Source organism: Fictibacillus norfolkensis, assembly GCF_014836645.1.
Taxonomy (GTDB): Bacteria; Bacillota; Bacilli; order Bacillales; family Fictibacillaceae; genus Fictibacillus; species Fictibacillus norfolkensis.
This window is the reverse complement of the sequence record NZ_JACSQM010000009.1, coordinates 38,226-63,653: the sequence shown is the minus strand read 5'-3', so window position 1 is coordinate 63,653 and position 25,428 is coordinate 38,226. Positions and strand designations below refer to the sequence as shown.

At 39.7% G+C, this 25,428-nt stretch carries 22 protein-coding genes and 2 riboswitches; of the genes, 10 read left to right on the top strand and 12 right to left on the bottom strand.

Annotated elements, in window-relative coordinates; translation table 11 throughout:
• The first annotated feature begins 57 nt into the window (after positions 1-57).
• On the top strand, positions 58-246 hold the full coding sequence (locus H9648_RS17035) for a YozQ family protein (RefSeq protein WP_191754997.1): 189 nt from the start codon (positions 58-60) through the stop codon (positions 244-246).
• 36 nt (positions 247-282) lie between these two features.
• Here the strand turns inward: H9648_RS17035 and H9648_RS17030 are convergent, their stop codons facing one another.
• The 4 genes from H9648_RS17030 to H9648_RS17015 all read right to left on the bottom strand — a co-directional run bounded on the left by H9648_RS17030 (position 283) and on the right by H9648_RS17015 (position 5,259).
• Positions 283-942: a glycosyltransferase gene (locus H9648_RS17030; protein ID WP_225218961.1), complete on the bottom strand. Its 660-nt coding sequence runs from the start codon at positions 940-942 to the stop codon at positions 283-285.
• Between the two features lie 111 nt (positions 943-1,053).
• Positions 1,054-3,093, bottom strand: coding sequence for a catalase (locus tag H9648_RS17025; protein WP_191754996.1), 2,040 nt, complete (start codon positions 3,091-3,093; stop codon positions 1,054-1,056).
• A gap of 376 nt (positions 3,094-3,469) precedes the next feature.
• Entirely contained in the window at positions 3,470-4,057 is a 588-nt protein-coding gene (locus H9648_RS17020; RefSeq protein ID WP_191754995.1) for a hypothetical protein, read from the bottom strand.
• 14 nt (positions 4,058-4,071) lie between these two features.
• Entirely contained in the window at positions 4,072-5,259 is a 1,188-nt protein-coding gene (locus H9648_RS17015; RefSeq protein WP_066399370.1) for a ParM/StbA family protein, read from the bottom strand.
• A 391-nt stretch (positions 5,260-5,650) separates the two neighbouring features.
• Between H9648_RS17015 and H9648_RS17010 the strand changes: the two genes are divergently transcribed.
• The gene (locus H9648_RS17010) at positions 5,651-7,216 is read left to right on the top strand and encodes a glycosyl hydrolase family 28-related protein (RefSeq protein ID WP_191754994.1); all 1,566 of its coding nucleotides are present in this window, start codon (positions 5,651-5,653) and stop codon (positions 7,214-7,216) included.
• Positions 7,217-7,233: 17 nt separating this feature from the next.
• On the opposite strand, the gene H9648_RS17005 is transcribed toward H9648_RS17010, so the two are convergent.
• The 3 genes from H9648_RS17005 to rlmN all read right to left on the bottom strand — a co-directional run bounded on the left by H9648_RS17005 (position 7,234) and on the right by rlmN (position 11,611).
• Positions 7,234-7,773, bottom strand: coding sequence for a GNAT family N-acetyltransferase (locus H9648_RS17005; protein WP_191754993.1), 540 nt, complete (start codon positions 7,771-7,773; stop codon positions 7,234-7,236).
• A 13-nt stretch (positions 7,774-7,786) separates the two neighbouring features.
• Entirely contained in the window at positions 7,787-9,739 is a 1,953-nt protein-coding gene (locus H9648_RS17000; protein ID WP_191754992.1) for an endonuclease MutS2, read from the bottom strand.
• A 792-nt stretch (positions 9,740-10,531) separates the two neighbouring features.
• A complete protein-coding gene (gene rlmN, locus H9648_RS16995) occupies positions 10,532-11,611 on the bottom strand; it encodes a dual-specificity RNA methyltransferase RlmN (RefSeq protein WP_191754991.1) in 1,080 nt (359 codons plus the stop codon).
• Positions 11,612-11,934: 323 nt separating this feature from the next.
• On the opposite strand from rlmN, the gene H9648_RS16990 reads away from it, so the two are divergent.
• Entirely contained in the window at positions 11,935-13,425 is a 1,491-nt protein-coding gene (locus H9648_RS16990) for a peptide MFS transporter (protein WP_191754990.1), read from the top strand.
• Positions 13,426-13,790: 365 nt separating this feature from the next.
• Here the strand turns inward: H9648_RS16990 and H9648_RS16985 are convergent, their stop codons facing one another.
• Positions 13,791-14,171 (bottom strand): DUF1761 domain-containing protein, encoded by a 381-nt coding sequence (locus H9648_RS16985; RefSeq protein WP_191754989.1) that lies wholly within the window; start codon positions 14,169-14,171, stop codon positions 13,791-13,793.
• Positions 14,172-14,184: 13 nt separating this feature from the next.
• The gene (locus H9648_RS16980) at positions 14,185-15,132 is read right to left on the bottom strand and encodes an AraC family transcriptional regulator (protein ID WP_191754988.1); all 948 of its coding nucleotides are present in this window, start codon (positions 15,130-15,132) and stop codon (positions 14,185-14,187) included.
• A gap of 515 nt (positions 15,133-15,647) precedes the next feature.
• Here H9648_RS16980 and H9648_RS16975 point away from each other — a divergent pair.
• The gene (locus tag H9648_RS16975) at positions 15,648-16,136 is read left to right on the top strand and encodes a GNAT family N-acetyltransferase (RefSeq protein ID WP_191754987.1); all 489 of its coding nucleotides are present in this window, start codon (positions 15,648-15,650) and stop codon (positions 16,134-16,136) included.
• 461 nt (positions 16,137-16,597) lie between these two features.
• Here H9648_RS16975 and H9648_RS16970 read toward each other — a convergent pair whose 3' ends face one another.
• The 3 genes from H9648_RS16970 to H9648_RS16960 form a co-directional block, all read right to left on the bottom strand.
• A complete protein-coding gene (locus H9648_RS16970) occupies positions 16,598-16,777 on the bottom strand; it encodes a hypothetical protein (protein WP_144696648.1) in 180 nt (59 codons plus the stop codon).
• 108 nt (positions 16,778-16,885) lie between these two features.
• Positions 16,886-17,695, bottom strand: a complete 810-nt coding sequence (locus H9648_RS16965; RefSeq protein WP_191754986.1) for a MetQ/NlpA family ABC transporter substrate-binding protein — start codon at positions 17,693-17,695, stop codon at positions 16,886-16,888.
• A 24-nt stretch (positions 17,696-17,719) separates the two neighbouring features.
• On the bottom strand, positions 17,720-19,111 hold the full coding sequence (locus H9648_RS16960; RefSeq protein ID WP_191755063.1) for an LLM class flavin-dependent oxidoreductase: 1,392 nt from the start codon (positions 19,109-19,111) through the stop codon (positions 17,720-17,722).
• A gap of 117 nt (positions 19,112-19,228) precedes the next feature.
• Positions 19,229-19,330, bottom strand: a riboswitch (SAM riboswitch).
• A gap of 150 nt (positions 19,331-19,480) precedes the next feature.
• A riboswitch (SAM riboswitch) is annotated at positions 19,481-19,593 on the top strand.
• A 286-nt stretch (positions 19,594-19,879) separates the two neighbouring features.
• On the opposite strand from H9648_RS16960, the gene H9648_RS16955 reads away from it, so the two are divergent.
• From H9648_RS16955 to H9648_RS16930, 6 genes are all read left to right on the top strand, one after another.
• Positions 19,880-21,037: an acyl-CoA dehydrogenase family protein gene (locus H9648_RS16955; protein ID WP_191754985.1), complete on the top strand. Its 1,158-nt coding sequence runs from the start codon at positions 19,880-19,882 to the stop codon at positions 21,035-21,037.
• 121 nt (positions 21,038-21,158) lie between these two features.
• Positions 21,159-21,941 (top strand): DUF817 domain-containing protein, encoded by a 783-nt coding sequence (locus H9648_RS16950; RefSeq protein WP_191754984.1) that lies wholly within the window; start codon positions 21,159-21,161, stop codon positions 21,939-21,941.
• A gap of 127 nt (positions 21,942-22,068) precedes the next feature.
• A complete protein-coding gene (locus H9648_RS16945; protein ID WP_318243554.1) occupies positions 22,069-23,247 on the top strand; it encodes an oxalate decarboxylase family bicupin in 1,179 nt (392 codons plus the stop codon).
• A gap of 193 nt (positions 23,248-23,440) precedes the next feature.
• Entirely contained in the window at positions 23,441-23,938 is a 498-nt protein-coding gene (locus H9648_RS16940; RefSeq protein WP_191754983.1) for a C1q-like domain-containing protein, read from the top strand.
• Positions 23,939-24,070: 132 nt separating this feature from the next.
• Positions 24,071-24,937: a helix-turn-helix domain-containing protein gene (locus H9648_RS16935; protein WP_191754982.1), complete on the top strand. Its 867-nt coding sequence runs from the start codon at positions 24,071-24,073 to the stop codon at positions 24,935-24,937.
• 53 nt (positions 24,938-24,990) lie between these two features.
• Entirely contained in the window at positions 24,991-25,371 is a 381-nt protein-coding gene (locus H9648_RS16930; RefSeq protein WP_191755062.1) for a VOC family protein, read from the top strand.
• Positions 25,372-25,428 lie beyond the last annotated feature (57 nt).

Below are 25,428 nucleotides of genomic sequence, written 5' to 3'. Positions count from 1 at the left end.
AAACTGAGAGGGAAAAGGATAAGTAGACCCTTTTTCTAAAATAGGAGGTAATCATTCATGAGCGACAAAACAGACAAACAAAAGCAATCAGAAGACATCGCAGAGAAAAACTTTGAACTCGATAAGGAAAACAAATCAAAAACAGATAAGGAATTAGAAACCGTTCACGAGCAGATCAACGATACGTTTAATCAAGGGACCATTGATCAAAAAGAGATCAATAAAAAGGATAAAAAGAAGGATTAATAGCGAAAAAGCCTCTCAATCTCGAGAGGCTTTTTCTTATGACGTTCTAAATGAGTCTGGAAATTGCTTCATGATCCCATTTGTTATTTCATCGGCAAACATCACCATATGATTCTTGTTCTTATCAAAGATCACGATCTCGCCAGCATAATCTTTTTTAAGCCTTGCTGCAGCTTCGTCTGTTACGTATTTCAAATGGGTGTAAAGCATTTCTTTTACTTGTTGCTCTGACCAGTTCGGATTCGCTTTACTCATGAATTTAGCGATATCATCAGCGTTACGATACCAATCTTTATTTATTGTAGCTGCTTTCGCCGTATCGCCTTTTTTCACTGCATCTACCAACTGCCCCGCGATGACAATATGCTCTGTTAATAATTTCCCGAGTTCGTTCCCGGCTTTATCTCCGTAGTATGGCTTGATGGAGTTACCGATATCGGTTTGATTCTGCAACAGTCGCTTTAATACAGCGTCTTGATCCTTTGATCCTTCAGTAGCGCTCACAACGTAGGTTCTCGTCCAATAAACATGGTCTTTCCACAGTCTTCTTTGCAAAGAATACAAATCAATCGCGTTCTGGCTATAACACGGTCCTTGCACTCTTTGCTTTGATTTTGCTTCTGCTGTTAATGGTGTTGTAAAAATAGGAAACGTTATAGCAAGCACCATAATCATACTTAGCATTTTTTTATACATATGAACTCTCCTTCATGTTCGTTTCATATGTAGTTTGTATCGTTGTCATTTTTTCATTCTTAGAACATAAAAAAAGAACAGTGAACATATCGCCCACTGTTCTCTAGATCCTTATACTTGACGGTTCCAATGACGGTGTACGGAAATAGCTTCAGTAAAGTTTTTTACAAACTCATCTTTTCCTTCACCACTTACAACACCCGGTTCTCCAGCTAGTTCTGCTTCTTTAAGCCACTGAAGACCTTCATGAGTACCACCGATCGGTTTAAAATGCGCGAAAGCTTCATTAACGAAGTGCAAGGCATTCTTCTTAAACGTAGCATCACCACTTCCACCTACTACATAGATCGCATCAAAGATAACAGAAGTTGCAGTCAAGAATGTATGCATGATCTCTAGTTCAGATCCGTCATCCGCTATGCGTTTACCTAGCTTATCACTAATACATTCACCTTGAATTCCGCTCTCTTTTAACGACTGCAGGATTTCTGCGGCTTCACTGCTTACAGTCGTTCCAACAATAACTCCAACTTTTCTTGTTTTCGGGCTTTTTACCGTATTCAGCTGGCTTAAAGCTGGTGAAGATTTTGTAACCGTAGAACCTTCTCCTTGAGGAGGTACCGCATCGATCGCTTCTGCAAAAGCAGTCGCAAGCTCCAAGCTCACGTTGCCAAACATATCTACGACTTGCTGTTGAACGGATTTACTCTTCACTTTACCGAGCTCAAAGCTGAAAGCATTCTTTAGATGCTGTTTTTCCGGCTCGCTCATACTGTTCCAGAAAAGAGTGGCTTGAGAGAAATGGTCTTTAAAGCTCTCACTTCTGCTTCTGATTTTTCTTCCGTCTACTTTTTCCTGATAATGAACATATCCGCCTTCTGCTTCAGGAGTAGGTGACGGCGTGTTCGCTGCAAGTGAATTCTTGTGATAGCTCACTTGCCCTCTGTTGATCGTATGTCGTGAAATTCCGTCACGCTGATTGTTATGAAACGGACAAACTGGTCGATTGATCGGAAGCTCGTGGAAGTTTGGTCCTCCAAGACGAGACAGTTGTGTATCCGTATAGGAGAATAAGCGTCCTTGTAGTAGAGGATCGTTTGAAAAATCGATTCCTGGTACAACATGTCCTGGATGGAATGCAACCTGCTCCGTTTCGGCAAACACGTTATCCACGTTTCGATTTAACGTCATCTTTCCGACAAGTTTTACCGGCACATCTTCTTCTGGCCATAATTTAGTCGGATCTAGAATATCGAAATCAAAGTTGAATTCATCATCTTCCGCAATGATTTGAAGTCCTAGCTCATATTCAGGGTAATCCCCATTTTCGATCGATTCCCAAAGATCTCTTCGGTGGAAATCCGGATCTTTCCCTGAGATCTTTTGTGCTTCATCCCACACGAGAGAATGTGTTCCTAAGACTGGCTTCCAGTGAAACTTCACAAAATGCGCTTTTCCTTCGTCATTCACAAGTCGGAACGTATGAACGCCGAACCCTTCCATCATTCGAAAGCTACGTGGAATCGCTCGGTCAGACATCGCCCACATCACCATATGCGCCGACTCTTGGTTGTTGGCTACAAAGTCCCAAAACGTATCATGTGCGCTTGCTGCTTGCGGCATCTCGTTATGAGGCTCTGGTTTTAATGCATGAACAAGATCTGGGAACTTGATCGCATCTTGAATGAAGAATACCGGTATGTTGTTTCCGACAAGATCGTAGTTTCCTTCTTCTGTATAAAACTTTGTTGCAAAACCGCGCGCGTCACGCACCGTTTCTGCAGAGCCACGTGAACCAGCTACGGTCGAAAAACGTACGAACGTTGGTGTTTTTTTAGAGGTGTCATTTAAGAAATCCGCTTTTGTGAATTCTCCTAAAGACTCATATAATTCAAACTCACCATGAGCCGCAAATCCACGAGCATGTACGATACGCTCAGGAATTCTTTCATGGTCAAAGTGAGTCATTTTTTCCCGAAAATGAAAATCTTCCATAAGTGTTGGACCACGTTCTCCCGCTTTTAGCGAGAATTCGTCTTCAGCAACTTTTAACCCTTGATTGGTCGTTAACTTTTTGCCTTTGTCATCTGCACGATACTGTTCCAGCTGTTCATTCTTGCTGTTGCCGTTCACTTTGTTCTGATCGCTCATATAACTAATCCTCTCCAATATGTATTTTCACATCATAAAGAGACCTTTCCCTACCTGTGTTGGAAACAAACTGAATTTTTTATAAAAGTTCTACTCCTTCTAGGTGAAAATAGTTGCTGTTTCGTGTACCGAAACGAATCGTTTCATATACCTAGATGGGTATTCTACTCATTCAATCCAGAAGTTTAGGAACGCCATCCAGAAATTTCTGCTATTTATCCACAAGATTAGTCGCTCAATCCAAAAGTATTCGTCGTTTATCCACAAGTTTACAATCCTCGACAAATTACGCCTCTCTCTTTCTCTCACATATCCCGGAGCATGAAAGGTTACTTTAGTAAAAAAACGCAGCTGAGGATTCAGCTGCGCTTTCTAGTTACTTATTCATATGTGCCAGGAAATCCCCAAGCAGATCTTCCATCTCCTGCTCCGGGCTTTCTGTTTCTTCTTTTTCTTCAGGCTCATCTCGCTTTGCACTGTTCCAATCAAATTGACTAAGATCATCATCGTCAAAGTCATCGGTTGAGTGTTCAGTTTCAACTGGATTTTCGTACTGATCCAATGAACCCTCATCGCGCTCTACATCTTCCTGCAGATATAGAGCTTGATCAATATCGGTTGCGTTGCTGTTTAAAGCCGCCAGTAACGATGCTGTTCTTACCGGATTGGATATGAGCTGATACAAAATATTGCCTAACAAGGCCTCTGAATGTTCATGCTTCAACCAATCACGCTGCATCTTACTAAGATTTTTCGGCAACGGGATCGTAATCGTCTCTCGATCTCTTTGTATGTCTTGTCCTACGCCTTGAAGAACATACTCTGAGATCTTGCTCGAAAAATTGCGCCTCTCCGTCTCTTTCAGCTTCTGAAGCTGTTTGATGACGTGATCTGGGGTGTCAGAGGGGATACGAAAAGCAATCGTTTTACCTCTTGTAATCTCATTGGATGCTTTTTTGTCCATTTCATCACCCTTGTTTAAGCTTTAACGGCTTTTTTGTCTTTATCCTCGCTCTTTTTCTCTTTTGGTGCAGTTCTTCTTAAGTGATCAGAGATCAGCTTATAATAAGCGTTTGCCATCATCCAGATGCTTTCTTTTTCATCTTCAAAAAAGTCTATGTTGTAGCCATCTAGGTTATTGTTTAACGTCTTAATATAATCTTTAAGTACAGCAGATCCTCCACCTACAAAATAGCAGATTTCAGTTTGCGAATTCTTTTGCCAAACGTTGCGAAGAAGACGGTATTGCTTTTTCGCCAAGTCTACTAAAATTCGGTCCGTGATGTCATGAACACTCGTACGGCTACCACGTACCATGATGTGGTTGCGGTTCGTCTTTTTCGTAATGATATCTACTACATCACGTCGGCTGTCTAATTCCACGCCATGCTTAGAGCGGATTTCTTCTCTAATTTGTTCTAGCGCTTCAGAAACACCAAGGTTAAAGCCTTGTGCTTTATCATCATCAACGTTTCTATTCTTGATAACCGCGATATCTGTAGACAGGCCGCCGATATCTTGAATAAGAATAGGCTTGTCGATCAGATCTTTATTAGTAATGTTTAAATCGTTATCCATTACAAGGTTAATAAATGCAGCAAAACCTTCAGGGTACACTTTTACTTCTTCAAACTTTAAGTTTACTTTAATACCTTGATACTTAGGCGTTACTAGGAATTCTACTTGGTGAACAGATCCTAATAGTTTTGAACGGTATCCAGCATCCTTACCTTCCTTCACTTCGCGTAGAGGAAGACCTGTCCCTAAAATATAGCTTGTATCAATTACATTGTTGTTTTTAGTGAATGTTTTAGCATTATCTTCATTTACAGCATCAAGAGCTAATGCAGCGAAAAGCATGATCAATGTTTGATCTTCTTCTGATTTACTGCTTCCTGGATCTAATTCAGTAGAGTTATCGCTCTTAGCAGCAAGCTGACCAACACGATAAATCACATTGTTTTCTTTAAGGGCAGGGGAGTGAACTCTAATATGTATGCCTTCTAAAGGATCCTTGCTGTCTAACTCCTCAATCCCGATTACAGGACGATCCTCAATATCTCTAGCAATTACGTTAGGGATGTTTAATTCATGTTCTAATGTACCGAAAATTCCTTTTAGTGAATCGTTACCTACATCAACTGCAGCAATTCTAGAATTACTCATGGGCGTACATCCTTTCTTTTTTCAAATCTTTATTTTGTGCTATATAAATAGATTAGAGGGTTAAGTGAAATTAAACAATGCCTATTTTTCTTTTTAATACATTTGTAAACACGCAAACATTTTCTGTAAACTTGCAAACATAGTTGCAAACAAATCACTTAATATGGAATAAACCCTTATACACCAACAAGTAAACAGTTTTGTAAACTTGCAAACAAATAAGCAAACAATTGCAAACGTATTTGTAAACTTGCAAACATTTTTGTTTACATCCAAAAAGAGGTTTGCAGAACGGCTCTCCCCCACTCCTTTAACATGCTGATTATTATATTTTAGATAGGGAAATCATGAACTATAATCGAATTATTTGAAGGCCGAGGTGATCGTTTAAATGATTTCACTAGATAAACGTCATGATCCACTCACGAATAAAAACTTGATCACACAATTGAGAAAAAAGTATGCTCGTACAGAATCTATTGATTTAAATACTTCAGAGAATCTATTTAAAGACTCATTAAAAAAATATAAGAAACGTAATACAAATTCTTTAGAATGGTTCAAATATGCAACAAAAAGTTTGGTAATAAAGAAGGCACGGTACAAAGACGTCGATACAACTGATTGGGATAAAGATGAACAAGAACATATCTATCCTAGGTGGATCTCGAAGTTAAATGAGCAGTACGAGATGCTTTATCGTTATATAAAAGAGGAAGTAAACGTATTAGATTATGGAGCAGTTGGGGACGGAAGAACCGATAATACGGAGGCTCTTAAAAAGGCAATCGGCAAAGGAAGAGTCATTGTACGTATTCCAGCAGGAAAATTCATAACAAAAGGGATCAAATTGCCTTCGTGGACGATTTTTTTAGGGGAAGGAAAAGGAGAAACGACCCTAAAATTGCATGATGATTGCCCTAAAGCAGAATGGCTGATCACAAATAAGAACCATTTTAAAGGTAATCGAAATATAGCTGTAAAAGGGATGACGCTGGATTGGAACCTAGAACGGTTAGATCCTGAAGAAAAAACAAGTGCAGGTAACAATCGCTCAAGCTGTTTAACCTTCGCTAACGTCACTTATGGCTGGATGTTTGACTTAGAAGCTGTTAATCCAGGGCTGCACGGGTTTGATGTGTCTTCTTCCCTATATACTTACCTCGGGGACGGTACTCGTTCAAGAGGAGGAAGTAAATACATCTGGTTAGATAATCTCAATGGATACGGCTTTGGTGATGATGGTATAACCACACACCACAGTGAATATATCTTTATATCGAATTCCCATATGTGTGACCCAAGCGGAAGGTCGCATAAGAAAGGATTTTCGAACTCTAATGGCATTGAAATCGATGACGGTTCTCATAATGTTTGGCTTCTGAACAACTCAACAGCACGTTGTTTTGGTGGTGTTGAGATTAAAGCACATCATAACGCTTCTGCCGCTTCGAACGTACACATCTATGGACATTTATCTGTAAATGATAACCGATCCTACAATTTTCGTCATATCGGCCATCATAAGGATATAGATCCTGAATCGAAAACAGCTCATCATATCTCAGCGACTAATCTCTTTAGCATCGCGCCTATTTATACTGAGCTCTATAAAGATTCAACACCTCGGGGCCTCGTGGTATCAGGTTATAATCATGTTGTGATCAATGGTTTAACCGTTCTAGGCGATCGCACATATAATTATGATGGTAATCCGGTGATTGCCATTCAATATCGCGCTCATAACGTCATTCTGAACGATGTTGTCGTAAAAGATTTTACAACCTCTGGACCGGCGGTAAAAGTGTACGGGGGACCTCATCGTCCCAATGATATAACATTGCAAAGCATTCGCTGCGATCATTTTTTTACAAAAGCGATAGATATTGCTACAGACATCGAGCAAGCACTGACTGATGAGATCGTTATTGAAAAAGAGACATCTAACACTACGTAGATGTCTCTCTCCCTTTGTTATAGGTCTTTTTCGAGTTGAATGTCTAATGGTTCTCTTTTGAAGATACGCTCATTCACTTCTTCTGCTAGTGAACATCCTACAGCGCGATAAAACGTTTGTGATTCTATAGACGGATGCGCTGCAATATAGAGTTTCTTACCACCTATCCTCTTCGCTTCTTGGCAGCACAGAGAAAAAAGCTTCTTCCCTATCCCCATACCCCGCGCATCATTTGTGACATGCAGGTAAGGCAGCTCTACATATTTCGCCTCGAAACCAAAGCGTTCACTTTCAACATTCGCAAACCCTACTAACTGCTTCTGTTTCCATGCTGCAGCAACTACTCCTCCGCTGCTTACACATCTTCTTAACTCTTCAATGACCTTAATCTTCCTTTCAGGCGACCAGTCATCAATAAAATAATCATCCTTCACTTTGCAGGATTTATCCTCTACATACCATACTTGTTTTGTTTCTTGATATCGGTTGAATTCCTTTAAGAAATCATCCGTTAGTTCAATAACGCCTACTACTTTACACGTGACAAGGTTCTTCATTTAGCTCCCTCACTTAATGATCTTCCGTCTCGATAGAAAGGCCGTCAACATGACGCTTTTTCATGGAATTGTTCTTTTTTCTATTTTCTTTTGATTCAAATACAATGTCCATATCATAATTTTCTGGATACAGCATTTTACTCTCAATATGAAGTTTTAAGCGCTTTTTATGAATGATATGCTTATTTTCTCCGACCAATACACCTAATTCTCCATGATCATTCTCTAGCTTGTAAATAATTCCTGCCGCTTTTAGACTTGAAACGAATACACGATCACCAATATGAAAAACTTCTCCTAGCTGCTCTTCCGTTTTTCGTGGTTTCTCCTGATGTTTTTTCACTTTTGACTGAGCTTTATCACGTAAGTTCTTAAGTTGTATAAATTCATCTGTGGAAAACATGGAAACACCCTCTTTATCCACATGTGGATAACTTTCTTTTCCTGAAATGAGTTGTGCACGGTGGATAACTTCATCGTCCATCCCCAATTTCTTTGCGATCGAGAAAGCCTGGCTTTTACCGGCTTTACCGATAATTAAAGAATACGTAGGCTGAAGCGTCTGAAGGTTAAAATCCATCGATCCGTTTTCAAATCCAGGTGTAACAGAAGCAAATTCTTTTATTTCACTATAATGAGTGGTTGCTAAAATCATACTTCCCTTGCTGTACAATCTCTCAAGGATAGCAACAGCAAGCCCCATCCCTTCAGAAGGATCCGTTCCTGCACCAAGTTCATCTAAGATTACTAGATCCTGTGGTCCCGCATCTTTTAGAATGGAGATGATTGTTGTCATATGGGAAGAAAACGTACTTAAAGATTGTTCGATGCTTTGACCGTCTCCGATATCGACAAAAACGTCTCTAAATACGGCAAATTCACTTCCTTCCTCAACGGGTACGTGCAGCCCTGTTTGAACCATTAGAGTTAATAAACCTACTGTTTTGATAGCTACCGTTTTTCCTCCCGTATTAGGTCCTGTGATGATGAGTGACTGATAGTTTATGCCAAGATTAAAATGCAGTGGAACACATTTTTCACCGATCAACGGATGTTTGCCGTTTATAATGTTTATCCTGTTCTCCTGATTTAACGCTACTGATTTCGCATCTAGCACTCTGCTATATTTCGCTTTTGCAAAGATAAAGTCGTAATGAATCATCGCTTCGATCGTAATGTGCAATTCCCTCTCATAACTCGCAACCATTCCTGTTAGCACGCCTAGAATCATAGAGATCTCGATCTCCTCTTCTGCTCTAAGCATACTGATTTCGGTTTGAAGTTTACGAATATCATGAGGTTCAATATATACTGTAGCTCCGCTAGAGGAACTATCAAGTACTTGACCGTCAATATTACGCTTGTATTTGCTCTTAACAGGAATAACATAACGACCATCTCTCATGGAAACGATTTGATCCTGCAGCATATCACGGTAAACAGAAGACTTCATCATATTATCGAGCTTTGATTTTATTCTTTCCTCGACAACGGTAATTTTTTTTCTTACTTTTAACAAAGCTTTGCTAGCATGATCATCTACTCCACCGTTACGAATACAACGATAGATCTCCTCTTTCAAGTCACTTAGATCAAACATGGAATACGTATAAGAAGATACAACGGGTCCTACAGAGACTTTGTCTTTCATATATCGCTGCATCCGGCTCACATTTTCTAAAAGTCCAAATATTAATGTGAGTTGTTCGGGAGATAGATTCAATCCCTTTTTCGGTATCTCTAGAACTTGCTCCAAACCGTTTAAATTAGCGATCGGAACACTAGCACTCTTCTCTAAAATGCGTTTTGATTCGGTCGTATCAAGCATCCATGATTGAATCACGGACAGGTTTGAAGATGGTTGAAGCTTTTCAATTTGTTCTTTTGTAGCTTTATTTAATGCAAAAGACGCAAGTTGTTCTTTAATTTTGTTATATTCAAGCATGTTTATGGTTTGTGTATTCAATGGAACTACCTCCAAAAATTTTTAATAGCAAAAACAAGTTACTTTAAACAATTGTTGATTATCCCCTCCTCTTAACAGAGGCCAGGAACGTGCCAATAAAAAAAAGACAGAAATGAACATGTCATTTCTGCCTCATAGATAGACTTCACCCTAAAAAATGCATAAAAAAATCGGCTCATAAGAAGAGTCCGCAGCATCAAGGGATTGAGTATGATGGCTTGTATCTGACCGCTGTTCTTAACTATTGGTGGCAAACAAAAGACATAGCAAATAAACCGGACACACCGTTTCATTTTTTCTTTTGTATACCGATATCCAAATTGTTTTAGTTAAGAACGACAACGCTCACAAACACACCATCCCTTCCATTGAATTACCATTATCTTATGTAATTGTTTAACAGTTGTCAACATAATAAAAAGAGACCAGTTAAAAAAACCGGTCTCTTTTCATTAGGATGTTTTCGAATTCAATGCTGCTTTTGAAATATATAATTGGACAGATTATTGGCTGAAATGGACAGATTAATCTACGAATCAGACAGATTACCGTCACCATCAACAAAACTACCTCTACACAGGGGCAGTTTTAAAGCGTAGACAGGCATGTGGGTAGCGCAAACACCTCAAAGTGTGCTTACTGTCGACTTTTTAGAAAATACTGTCCACTTTTTGAGTTTTACTGTCCACTTTCGATGAAATACTGTCCACTTTTACACATTTACTGTCTACTTGGCCATTTTTACTGTCCACTTCCATTCGCCACGCACTTTTAGGAGTAAACAGTCTTCCATTACGACGTAATCGATTGATCTTTATCCTTCTTGATCTGTTTACTTCTTAACTGACCGCAAGCTGCATCGATATCTGTACCGTGCTCTTGACGAATCTTACAGTTGATGCCGTTTTTCTTGAGCGTGTCGTAAAACGCTAGAACCGATTCTTGGTCACTTCGCTGATACTGGCTGTGCTCATCAACTGGGTTATATGGGATCAGATTGATATACGTTTTTTTCTTTTTATCTTGAAAAAGAGCTGCGAGTTCAACGGCTTCTTCTACATGATCATTTACATCTTTTAATAAAATATATTCTATTGTAATCCTGCGATTTGTTTTCTCAATATAATAGTTGATCGCATCCATTAGCTTTTCAACTGGAAATGCTCGGTTAATCTTCATGATTTTTGTACGCAGTTCATTGTTCGGTGCGTGAAGGGATAGTGCCAGATTGACTGGGATGTTCACATCTGCAAACTCATACATTTTGTTTACGATCCCGCTTGTCGAGACTGTAATGTGTCTCGATCCGATCGCTAGACCTTTTTGATCGATCATGATCTTAAGAAAATCAATCATGTTCTCAAAGTTATCGAAAGGCTCACCGATTCCCATTACAACGATATGACTTACCTTTTCTCCCTCACCTGCAGCGTCTAAATGATGCTGCACGTTCATGATCTGCTCTACAATTTCCCCACTCGATAGATCTCGTGTTTTCGTTAACAGACCACTTGCGCAAAAACTGCAGCCGATGTTGCAACCGACTTGAGTGGTTACACATACTGATAAACCGTATTTATGTCTCATCAGTACAGTTTCAATCAAGTTGCCATCATTCAATTTGAAGAGAAATTTCACCGTTCCATCTGAAGCTTCCTGCTTAACGTGCTCCCGAAGCGTTTGAATGGTAAAGTTTTCGGTTAATAATTCAATACAATCTGCTTTGATATCGACCATTTCCGAAAACGTGGTTACTCGCTCTCTATATAGATAGTTCCAAACTTGTGAAGCGCGATACGGTTTATATCCATGTTGCCCGAGCCATTCTGTTAGTTGTTCAATCGTTAATCCATAAATGGAATTTTTGTTCATGTAAAAAGACCTCTTTTCACTACCTTTAAACTTATTCTTCTATAGTACTAAAAATTTCACTATGTTCACAATGGTTGAACCTCTTTCCCAGCACCTTACAATTTTTTTATTTTTTTGAGCATACTACGTAAGTAAATTTTCACACTACTTTTATACACTTTTTATACCCTGTTTTTGCATATATATAAGACATTATGCCCATATAGGGTGTAATTTCCATTTACGTATGCATAAGAACCTGTAATAATAGATAAGCCGAAAACTTTTGACAATAATAAATATTTCAAAGTATTATATTTAATGTACTAAGAGGAGGTTGTCATATGTCAGACATCAATAGACAGAAAATTGTGGATAGTGTCCCGCAAAAAGGTTTCTTTGGACACCCTAAAGGATTATTCACACTTTTCTTCACAGAGTTTTGGGAGCGCTTTTCTTACTACGGAATGCGTGCAATCCTTATTTACTACATGTACTATGAAGTTTCAAAAGGTGGTCTAGGCTTAGAAGAGTCCACTGCACTTGCAATCATGTCCATTTATGGTTCACTCGTATATATGTCCGGTGTAATCGGTGGTTGGTTAGCAGACAGAGTTTTTGGTACATCTAGAGCATTGTTCTATGGTGGTATTTTAATCATGATCGGTCATATCGTCCTTTCACTACCAGGCGATCTGACAATGCTGTTTATTTCCATGGTCTTTATCGTTATTGGTACAGGATTACTTAAGCCTAACGTTTCCAGTGTCGTAGGTGATATCTATGCTCCTGGCGATAATCGTCGTGATGCAGGATTTAGTATCTTCTACATGGGGATCAACCTAGGTGCTTTCTTGTCTCCATTAATCGTTGGGGAAGTTGCTAAAAAGAGCTTCCATTTAGGTTTCGGTATCGCAGCAGTTGGTATGTTATTAGGACTAATTGTATTTGCTGTAACAAAGAAAAAGAATCTTGGGCTTGCAGGTACGTATGTGCCTAACCCATTAACTCCAGCTGAGAAGAAGAAAGTATCAATCATCGTTGGTATTACTGTAGTTGTACTAGCTGTTATCTTAGGTACAACCATCCCAGCAGGACTTTTCACACTTGAAGTATTCATTACATTAGTTGGTCTATTTGGTATCACGATCCCTACTATCTATTTCGTGGTGATGTACCGCAGTCCAAAAACGACATCAGACGAGCGTTCACGAATTATTGCGTACATTCCGCTATTCATCGCTGCTGTTATGTTCTGGGCGATTCAAGAGCAAGGTTCAACGATTCTTGCTGCTTATGCGGACAAGCGTACGGATTTAACGTTTGCAGGACTTGAGATTTCACCAGCTTGGTTCCAATCTCTAAATCCTTTATTCATCATTACACTAGCTCCACTATTCGCTTGGATGTGGGTAAAGCTTGGTAACCGTCAACCGACAGTACCAAAGAAATTTGCACTAAGTTTGTTATTCGCTGGGTTATCATTCTTAGTTATTCTTCTTCCTGCATACTTTGGTGGAGAAGATACACTAGTAAATCCACTATGGCTTGTTCTTAGTTACTTTATCGTTGTAATCGGTGAGCTTCTATTGTCTCCAGTAGGACTTTCTGCAACAACGAAGCTTGCTCCAGCAGCATTCTCTGCACAAACAATGAGCTTATGGTTCTTAGCAAGTGCAGCTGCACAAGCGATCAACGCACAAATCGTTAAGTTCTATTCTGCAGAAACAGAAATGATGTACTTCGGTACGATCGGTGGAGCTGCGATTGTGTTATCACTTATCCTATTTGTCATCTCACCTAAGATTCAAGAGAAGATGAAAGGTATTCGTTAATCAAAATAAAAACCACTGATGTGATGGTCCTCCATTGCGTCAGTGGTTTTTTTTGCTTAGAAGTAGTTGATCTCCGTTTCAGGTGCTCGCTTTCCGGGGGGCGTGCGGTGAGCCTCTTAGTGCCTTGCACTATTAAGAGTCTCACCTGTCCCACTTCAATGAAGCATTCTTGCTCCTGCGTCTACCAGTTAATGCTAACGCAGTCCACTTCCTCGTCGCATGCCTTGCGAGAAGATTCTCATGTAGACGGCACGCACCTTACACTCCAATCAACTTGTCAAAGATGCCATTGTAAGCATAAACATCATGCTTTATCACTTAAGCTTTCACAAAAAAAGAAGCTTATCAACTAAGCTTCTTCATTCTTAATTCATCCAACCATGCAACAATCCTAGTAAGGTGAAGATCACCAAGTGGTCTCCGATTGCAATGATAAAAGACTTTCTTGTCAGTAGACCGAAAAGTGTGTTTTTATAATAGACCATCGTAATCAAGATCCCTATGATGAACCCAACCATGAGTCCTTCTGCTGCACTTTCGGCTCCAATTATTCCGATAAGATAAGACATAAGAAATGAACTCACAAAGGCAACGATTACGGAAAAAATGTATTTAAAAGGTCCTGTCTCACCATTTTCCTTTTTCTTTCCGAGAATCGTCGAATAGTAGATGCCTCCGTAGATCATATATAAAAGTCCCCCAGCGATAATCGCTGTCATGTTTAATAGCACTCCGTTTAGTTCCATAATGGCCCCCTCGTTATTTTGGTTCAATGGCTAGGGCAATCGCTTTAATCTTACTTTCCCGTTTTAACGTATCTCCGTCCTGTTGGATCTCTATGACTTCTACTGGATTACTTAAATATTTAAACCCGCTTCTTGGCAGCCAATAGCTATACAGTTCAGAGTAGCAGTCAATTATCAGATTGCGTTCTGAATAATCGACAGGTTCATCAAATTCATATACTACATGCTTTCCACCAACAAACTTAGATCTATCATCAGACGCGATCGAATCAGCTGCTATTGTTTTACTGATCGTAATATGACAATCATATCGGCATTTGTCAGGAGGCGTGATGTATGGATTGTTTCGCGGTACGCCGAGAAACAACGTATGTGAATCAATCAGGTTTCTTGATTCACACCATTTATGAACTTCTTCCCAAGCTTCAGAAACCCCACTCGTGTACGTCCCAAAATGGTGACCTTTAATCGTAGTGCTGTTTGGAAAAGTTTCAATTTTTATTTTAGATAAATCTAGCCATTTAAACTCATTATAAATAGCATTGTCCTCTTTTTCTTTCGATGGTTTGCGAACTTGTTTAGATTTCTTGCTATCTTCATATTCCCGAGGAAATTGCTGGAGATAAGCTCCTTCCCGCCAATTTTTCGGACTCGTCTTGAAATAAGATTGAAAAGAATACGTGAAATACGATAAGGAAGAAAACCCACACAGCATCGCAACTTGAGTAATAGGGATATACGTTTCATAGATCAATCGATGTGCCGCGTTCTCCAATCGGAACCTTTTTACGTAAGCAGCTGGTGTTTCCCCCACAATACTTTTAAAAATTCGCTGAAAATGGAAAGGAGAATACGTAGAGATGCCAGCCAGTTTCTCTAATGGCAATGAATCCTCTACATGCTCTTCAATATACTCCAAAACTCTGAAGATCTGTTTTCTTTGCTCACGCTCAACATTCATAAATTGTACTCCTTTTTCATGCTAGTTCTTAAATTATAAACGAATCTCTGTATGTATTTGTAAATGTATTTTTTTAGCATCCATTTTTTAGAATCGTCCAAACCTTTGAGACAAGCTTGCGTAAGATAGAGTAGAGAAGAAAACAAGAGTGATTGTTCTTTTTCTCAATAGTTCGCTTATAGAAGGGGGGGTCTATAGTGAGCTTAATCGGTAGCCTATTAGGATTTAAGAAAAGAAAAAAAGGTAAGAAACAAGCTGCATAAGCAGGTAAAAAGCCGGGGATTCCTCCTCGGCTTTTCTATTTTTAGAACATCCTCCTACATAGCGCCTTTTTCATTAGAACTAGGACGGTATCCAGACCCTTTCAAGGACAAGCACATATAGTACAAGCAAGGGGGATTTTTAATAAAATAATAGTTATGTTCTAATGTAAACTAAGTGTTTCTATAAGTGAATCATCTTCTATTTATTTCTTTATATCTTCCCTTCGTAAAGTAATATAAGGGGGAATATATTTGTATATTCGCAAACGGGTTCCTGGTAAGGACGATCCTTTTTTAGTAGATATGGTAGTAAGTAATTTTCAAGTCCGTAAAAACGTGATTGAAATGATTATAAACATGGCCAACGAGGTCATGATTGTCTGTGACAGCAATGATACGATCATTGGTTTTGTATGTTATCGATTCAGAATCGGGCAAACAATTTTTGTGGATTACGTTGTGTTGGATACAAAACATCAAGGAAAGGGCATCGCTACCTCATTTCTTCCCGTATTTGAGAGTCACCTTATGAAACAAGGAATTCGCAATGTATTTGGTACGGTTGATGAAGAGAATACGGATGCTCTAAAGACTTTCCAGCATTGGGGCTTTAAAGTACACGGACAGCTAGGTTCTAGCATTGTTATCCAAAAAGAGCTTACAAATTCTTTTTCAGCACCGACTGGTGTTCGTACGAATTCAAGCGTAAGAAAGCTTGCTACTCCTCCATCGCTTCGCTAAGTCATGGAAATTATTTAAAGCAGATCTTCCATGTAAGGTCTGCTTTTTGTATTGTTTTCGTATTCTTAGATGCTCTTTGAAAGTAGTTGATTTCCGCTCCAGGTTGCACGCTTTCCATGGGGCGAACGGTGAGCCTCCTGCCGCTTTGCGCCCTTAGGAGTCGGCAACCTTCCGCTCCAATCAACTTGCATTGAAGAAGGAAATAAAAAATCCTTAAACACACTTCTTTGATCATTGATTGGAGTGTAAGAAGCGTGCCTTCCTCATGGAATACTACTTGCAAGGCATGCGAGGAGGAAGTGGCTTGTTCAGCCCCGACAAGCAAAAGGTGAATAGAAAAGGAAGGTGCTCTTTACCTTCATGGTCTATTTAAAAAAGCCAACTCATGATTTGCTCGAAAACACAAATCAAAAAGTCGGCTTTTTAACGTTTATAATAAGAATGAATAAGTCTTATTGATCTTACAGATCTAAGAGATTTTGCGGGCGTCTTGTCTTCTTCGATCCATTCACCTGATTGTTGTTTGGATTGAAGATTTCTTCAATGTATCTTTGATTCCAATCACTAGTAAAATCTTTATCAGAACAGATACAGCCACTTAGATCATATCGGAAAAGGCCACAGTGCGGGCAGTTACTCATATTAATCCCCCCTTGAGTCAACATAACCTATTCTATGAGCATATAAGAGAGTTGGTAACGGCTTTCGTACAGCTTTTCCAAGATATAAGATAATTATTTTTCATTAAATTATTTGTTCATCCAATCTGGCTTATGAAACTCTTCAAAATCACTTTGTATGACTTTTTTGAACGAGTCTGACTCTACCGCCGCTTTAAGATCTTTTGCGAGCTGTGAATTCTTATCTTTCTCTAGCACGACGATTCGATTGATGATCTCTTCTGGAAGTTTATCTTTTACAAGCGCATCCTTTAGATCTAGACCCGACGATATTGCAAAGTTTCCGTTTACCGCAGCTAAATCTACCGAGTCGAGCGTTCTTGGAGTTTGAGCAGCTTCAACAGGCTGGAACTTCAAGTTCTTTGGATTTTTTGTCACATCTTTTTCCGAGACTCTTAACGGGTTTGCTGAAGAATCGATCTCAATTAATCCATTGTCTCTTAAAACAGTAAGTCCTCTTGCTAAATTCGTAGGGTCATTGGCTAGTGAAACCGTGCTTCCAGGCTTGATCTCATCTAATGACTTGAACTTTTTAGAATAGATGCCTATTGGTGCAGTTGGTACCGTAACAACTGAAGCTAGTTTCATATCATTTTCTTCTGAAAAAGCATCCATGTACACTTTATGCTGAAATAAATTCGCATCTAATGAACCGCTCTTTAAAGAGATGTTCGGTTGTACATAGTCATTGAATTCTTTTACTTCAACACTGTATCCTTTTTTCTCTAGATAGGGCTTTACGCCTTTTTCTAGCATGTCGCTGTAAGGGACGGTTGCGCCGAGCGTGATTTTCTTACTTTCTTTCTCACCCGAAGCGCCACACCCCGCTAAAACGCCAATTAATAAAGCTACTGTAAGAAATATGTTAAATCGTTTCATATGTTTTCTCTCCTCACTCACTCTTTATTTACTTTCCGTTAGCACCGTTCTAAATCTAGCTGCAGGATGATCGTTTGGCAGCAGAGGCTGTCCGGGTGAGAATAATTTTTCACGAAGCGTGCCACTGTTGTACTCTTTTTTATATAATCCTCTTTCTTGAAGAACAGGTACAACAAGCTCCACAAAAGCTTCTAAGTCTCCTGGTGTTACAAGGTGATTAAGGTTGAAACCATCCACGCCAGACTCTTCAAACTGCTTTTGTATCCCATCCGCTACCTCTTCCGGATTGCCTACTATAAAACTACCTCTGTCTGGTGACTCGAATCGATTCAATACTTCTCCCACTGTTAACTGTTTAGGAGCATCCGTAGTGAGCGTAGCGGCTTTATAATGTCCGCCTTCTGTTGATTTATTGTACGAGAATGGAAGTTCCGGATCTAAATCTTCATATTCCGCGATATCATATCCACTCGCTCCATATTGAGCTTTTGCAGCATCCGCACTCCAAACACTTGCGTACTCTTTGAACTTTTCCTCTGCCTCCTCACTCGTTCTTCCTACCACCACGTTTAAAAAAGAAAAGATCTTAATGTTTTCTGGATTTCGGCCGTGTTTGATAGCGAGCTTACGAATATCGTCAGCATAAAAACGAATTCTCTCTGGCGTTGGACCACCTACAAAAATACATTCAGCATGCTTGGCAGCAAAGTCTCGTCCACGCTCAGACGTTCCCGCTTGGTAGATCACAGGTGTCCGCTGCAAAGAAGGTTCGGTCAAGTGAGGTCCTTCAACGCTGAAGTATTGCCCCTCATGATTGATCTCATGGACTTTTTCAGGATCTACCAGTTTATTGTTTTCAACGTCTTCTACAACGGCTCCATCTTCCCAACTGCTTTCCCAAAGCTTATATGAAACATCCAGGTATTCATCTGCGATGTTGTATCGTTCATCGTGCTTGATCATATTCTGCAGTCCAAAATTCCTCGCCGCATTTGGCAAATAAGAAGTAACTACATTCCAAGCAATTCGCCCATTCGTTAGATGATCTAGCGTAGAAAAGCGGCGCGCGTTGCCAAACGGCTGTTCATACGTTGTGCTTACCGTAACAGCAAAAGATAGGTTCTCTGTTACGCTCGCCATCGCCGATACAAGAAGTGCTGGATCGTTTAAAGGAACTTGAAGCCCATCTTGAATAGAAGGTGCCTTGCTTTGTTTATAAACGTCATAAACGCCTAATACATCTGCAAAGAAAACCGCGTCAAACTTCCCTCTTTCTAAAAGCTTTGCATACTCGATCCAATAGTTCAGATCCTTGTAACTTCTTTGTCTCTTGTTCTCCGGGTGTTTCCAAAGGCCATGAGAATTGTGCATGGCACTCGTCATATCGAACGCGTTTAATAAAATTTCTTTACTCAACATACATTCCTCCGTATCCAATTTTTTTCGTACCCGTTCCAAGAGAAAATAAAAAACCTCTTCTGTGATGAGAAGAGGTTAAAAAATACGTGAAATAAACATACGTATAAAGATTTCCTCTTATCTTTCAAGCTTTCGCTTGCTGGAATTGGCACAGTCCTAAAAATAGTTGTTGCCGAGGCTTCAAAGGGCCAGTCCCTCCACCTCTCTCGATAAGGAATCGATACTATTCAATTTAGTAACGAAATATACAGGAATAAAAATAACCTGTCAATGGAATTTAGAGAAATAAAATAATTTTCTTAACAATCAGTTTTTAGTTGACAGTGGTTTGCTTTATCCTCTATAGTGATGACTAATTAAATATTTTTCTTATCAAGAGTCAGGGGAGGAACTGGTCCTACGATCCTGCAGCAACCGCTTTGTAAAAAGAAAGGTGCTAATTCCAGCAGATGTTTTTATGAATGTCTGATAGATGAGAGAGCGTGTAAGCATATGGAATCTACGTCCTCTTTCGTCTTTGAAAGAGGGCTTTTTTGTGTTTGTTGTTATTAAAAGTAAGTACTTGAGAGCTGTTGATTTCCGTTTCAGGTGCTCGCTTTCCGCGGGGCAGGGGGTGAGCCACATTCGTACGTTTCACTCTTAAGTGTCTCACCTCCCCACCTGTCCCGCAGGAGTCTCGCACCTTACACTCCAACCAACAAGTCACTGAAGTATAAAAACTATGTAAAAAAAATCACTACATGATAAAAAAATCAGGAGGAAACCATGAGCTTACCTTTGAGAAAAACCACTGAGATAGATCATTTTGATGAAGCGGTTAGTACCGCTCTAGGACTAAAAGAAATATTTAAGAAACGGGCAGATTTTGTAGATCAAGAAGGCGTATTTCCTTATGAGAACTTTCAAGATTTGAAGAATGCTGACTTTCTTTCTCTTACCATTCCAAAAGAATATGGTGGTAAAGGGTTGAATCTACTTGAGTTCTTAACCATTCAAGAGCATTTAGCTGAGGGGGATGCTCCTACTGCTCTTTCCCTTGGGTGGCATCTGGGTACTCTTTTAGAGGCGGCGGAAAACCGTCATTGGAGCGGAGATGCGTTCGCTGATCTTAGCCGGAAAGTTGTTATTCAAAAAGCACTCATTAATTTGGCACAAACAGAGCGCGCGACGGGAAGTCCGTCTCGCGGGGGTATTCCTACTACAACCGCAGTCAAGAAAGCAGACGGATGGCTGATCAATGGGAGTAAGGCTTTTACTTCTATGGCAGAGGCTCTTGATTACTCGATCATCACCGCCACCATTTCTGAAACGAACCATAAAGGTTTTTTCTTAGTGGATCATCGGGAAAAAGGAATTTTTGTAAAAGAAACTTGGGACAGTGTTTCTATGAGAGGCACAAAAAGTGACGATCTCCTTTTGAAAGATGTTTATGTGCCCAAGGAAAACCTTCTTGTTGTTGAAGATGGGAAGAACGTCGTTCCGAAAGGCTGGTATCTTCAAGTACCAGCTGTGTACCTAGGTATCGCAAGAGCAGCACGGAATTACGCGATTGAATTTGCGTCAGAATATAGCCCTAACACATTATCAGGACCGATCTCAGACGTGCCAGAAGTGAGGAGAAAGATTGGAAAGATAGAACTTGAATTATTCCAAGCAAGAACGATTCTTCATGCCGTTGCTGAAAAATGGGTGAACCACCCTGAACAGCGTCAGAATCTAGGAACAGAACTCGCTGCCGTTAAGCATTCTGTAACAAACAGTGCAAATAGAGTCGTAGATCTTGCGATGAGGATCGTTGGGGCTAGAAGTCTTTCTGTACAAAATCCGCTTCAGCGGCACTTTCGCGATGTGAGAGCCGGTCTTCATAATCCACCAACAGATGATGCGATCGTCTATTCGTTAGCGGATGCAGCGCTTAAGTAAGTAAGTCAACTGACAGATTCATGTTAAACTGAACATTTTTTTATATGATGAGATTTAGATCACCATAGGTTATTATGGATACAATATATTTCCATATCAATCGATAAAAGGTGGTTTGCTCATGAGGGCGCTTCTTACATTCACTTATTTACAAGCACTTTCTTGCATCTTTCCAGTCATCATCTTTGGTGCGTTAGCTCTTTCAAAATTCGTCAGCATTCCGTTCATCCCTCGATACGATTTCATACTCCTTCTTTGTCTCCTTACACAGGTTGCGATGATCGTAACGAAACTTGAAACGATAGATGAACTAAAAGTCATCTGTGTCTTTCATTTGATCGGACTTGCTCTAGAGCTATTTAAAGTTCATATGGGGTCCTGGAGCTATCCGGAAGAGGGTTATTCGAAAATTTATGGTGTACCTCTTTACAGCGGTTTTATGTATGCAAGTGTTGCGAGTTATATTTGCCAAAGCTGGCGGAGGCTAGACCTTCAGATTACTGGTTGGCCGAACCCTCTCTTTTCTTTCGGTATTTGTGTCCTGATCTATTTTAACTTTTTTACTCATCATTACTTGTTTGATGCCAGATGGATTCTGATTCTGCTTTTATTTCCTATCTTTTATAAGACCGTTGTTCATTATACGATCAACGAGCGTGTCTATAAAATGCCGATCCTTCTTTCCTTTTTGTTGATTGGATTTTTTATCTGGATCGCAGAAAACATTACAACATTTCTAGGGGCCTGGCAGTATCCAAATCAGGAAGCAGCTTGGTCACTCGTTCATATTGGTAAGATCAGCTCCTGGTTCTTGCTCGTGATCATCAGCATTATTATTGTGGCACAATTAAAACGCATTAAAAGCCACCAAGATGAGATTTTCACGCATACGAAACACCTTTAAGCTGCCTTAGGCTTTTTAGGTGTTTTTTTGTGTGGCTCCTTCTCAAGAAATCTGCATGTTCAAGATGTCCTCTCCATATGAATACAGAGATGACGTTTGAACCTTCTATAAGAGAGGAGCTCATCACATGGATAAGAACAATAAAGAGCAACAGCAACGAAGACCAATGCAGATTCCGCAACCAATTCGCAGTGATGGTGCGGGTGCGACCGACTTAGGACCTCGCGACATTATGCGTGATATACAAAATCCGGATATGTTAGTTTCACCTGCAACAGATGCTGGAACAGTCCCGAATTTGCGATTTTCCTATTCGGATACACATATGCAGTTGAATTTTGGAGGCTGGTCAAGAGAGATTACGGTTCGTGAGCTTCCTGTCGCAAAGACGCTTGCTGGTGTAAACATGCGTCTGACCCCAGGCGGTGTAAGGGAGCTTCATTGGCACCAAGAAGCGGAATGGGCTTATATGATTTTAGGCCGTGCTCGTATTACCTCAGTTGATCAAAACGGCAGGAATTTTATCGCCGATGTGGGTGAAGGTGATCTTTGGTACTTCCCTCCTGGCATTCCTCATTCCATTCAAGGACTTGAAGAAGGCTGTGAGTTTTTACTCGTATTCGATGATGGGAATTTCTCCGATCTGAGCACATTCTCTATTTCAGATTGGTTTGCACATACACCGAAAGAAGTTCTTTCAGCAAACTTCGGTATACCGGAGAGCGCATTTGCGAACATTCCGACTGAACAACGTTATATTTATCAGTCTACCGTTCCCGGTCCGATTGAAACACAAGCCGTACCTGATCCCTATGGAACGGTACCATTAAGCTTCACGCACCGCTTAATGGCCCAAAAACCGCTCGTTACACCCGGTGGTACCGTACGCATTGTTGACTCTACTAATTTTCCGATCTCACAGAGAATCGCTGCCGCTTTAGTAGAAATAAAACCTGGCGGAATGAGAGAGTTGCATTGGCACCCGAATAATGATGAGTGGCAATATTATTTAGCTGGCCAAGGGCGGATGACCGCTTTCGCTGGAAATGGAACGGCACGAACTTTTGACGTACGAGCCGGAGATGTAGGATATGTCCCGTTTGCATTTGGGCATTATGTGCAGAATACCGGAAATAAGAGTTTATGGTTTTTAGAAATGTTCAAAAGTGACCGTTTTGCAGATGTTTCATTAAACCAATGGATGGCTTTAACACCTAAAGAAATCGTGCAGACGAATGTGAACGCTAGCCCTGAGCTCATGAATTCCCTTCGAAAAGAAAAATGGCCTGTTGTGAAATATGATTAGATGTACGTTCAAACCTTTTAACGGCGATTAGAAACTACTAATCGCTTATTTAATTGTGTCTAGCAATCTACTTCCCCTACCTCTATTTATCCACACCACTTACAACTTGTCCGCATAATCTACTAGTAATAATCTGATAGATTATTCTCTGATTTATTTTCTAGATTAGAGTGAAAATAGGAGGGAAGTTTGTATGTACTACAATTATGATCAAGATCCGTACGCACATATGAAAAGAGATTGTGAGTGCAAGCATAGAAAGATTCAGCCTTGCCAAAAAGTTTCTGCGTTTAAGGCAGTTAAAGATCTGTTTCAATTTATTTTAGGATCTACCCCAAATCAAGTGATTTATCCAGTAGAGGTCTTTGATAGCAATAATGAATACAATCCAGATACATCAACGTTTGTTCCAAAGAGCCATGGCATCTATACGTTCACAGCAAGTATCTTTTTGCCGATTTATACAGGAACACCGTATTCTGCGTTCGTTGGTATTCGTGTTAATGGTGAGATCGTCGCAGGAAATCAAGAAACGATAACATCGCCAAATGCGATCGTAGCTACTTCATCACTCGTCGAGTTAAGAAGAGGCGATGAAGTTCAAGTAGTCGCTTCGAGTCCATCAGGCGCAACCATTGAAATAGAAGTAAACCCAATCGCCACTCGATTTGAGGGTGCGAAGATAGGTTGAGTAACGTTGGAAGGTGAACAATATCACCTTCTTTTTTCATTGTTTCATGTGGAACAATAAGAAAAAGTTTCTCTTAGATTTCGCTGAATAAGGTATAATTTCCCTATTACTAACTCTTTTAGGAGCAATCATATGACTGAAGAAAACGTACGCAAATCCAATTACATCCTTCATGCAAAGAGTGCGCAATTTCATTGGGATGGTAATGGACTTCTCTCTATTAAAACCTTTTCGAACGGAAGGGCTCATTACAAAACGAAACGAGGATATTTTGCTGTTGAGAAAGGAAGTTATTTGCTGCTCAATCAAGGTCCTTACACCATAACCATAGACGAACAAAAAGAAGTAGAATCATTCTGTATCTTTTTTCAAGAAGATTTTGCAAACGATGTATTCCGTAACCTATCAGCGTCCAATCACCAACTGTTAGATGATTCTTTTAGTCATCATACATCTGCTTCTTTTTTTGAAAAAACGTATGAACAAAGCCCGCTGCTAACTCATCAAATGAATCTTTTAAAATACCATACAAATCAATTCCAAAATGACACAAGCTTGTTAGATGAACAATTTCATTCCATTATGACTGCTCTATTAAGAGAACAAATGAAAACCTTCAAAGAAATCGATCGACTAGATTTAGTCCGAAAATCTACACGCGAAGAAATTTATAAACGTGTCAGCATCGCAAATGAATACATAAGAGCCTTTTATGATAAACAACTTACGCTTGATGAAATTGCAGCAATCTCATGCTTATCTCCTAATCACCTGCTAAGAAATTACTCAACCATCTACAAAAAAACACCTTTTCAGCATATTGCTGAGTTAAGAATCGCAAAAGCAATAACGATGCTCAAGACTACCGAATACTCCATGACTGACATTACTTATGAAATTGGATTGAATAACCCTGTTTCATTCAGCAGATTATTTAAACAACATATAGGGATCTCTCCCCTTCAATATCGAAAAAAGGTGATATCGGATAAGAAATAGCTATTACTAATGTTTATGATGAAGAAAATGATAAGGGAGAGATTAACATGACCATTCAGACTGATGTCATTCAAAGTGTTGGACAAATTGCAGTACCCGTTCTAGATATCCAACGCTCGATTCACTTTTATAAGGACGTATTAGGTTTACAACTTCTTTTTAGTACCGAGAATATGGCCTTTTTTGATTGTAACGGTCTAAGATTACTTCTCAGCCTTCCTGAAAAGGAAGAATTTAGAGGAGCTAGTTCCGTTATATACTTTCAGGTAGGAAACATCACAGAAGCTTATGAGAAACTTAAACATAAAGATGTATTTTTCCTAGACTCCCCTCATATCGTCGCTAAGATGGAGCATACGGAGACATGGATGGTATTTTATAAGGATTCAGAAGGAAATACCCACGCTTTAATGAGTGAGGTTGTAGCATCATAAGTTTTCTAGAAAAGATGCCTATATACAGAAGGCATCTTTTTTCTGCTGTAACTTTGC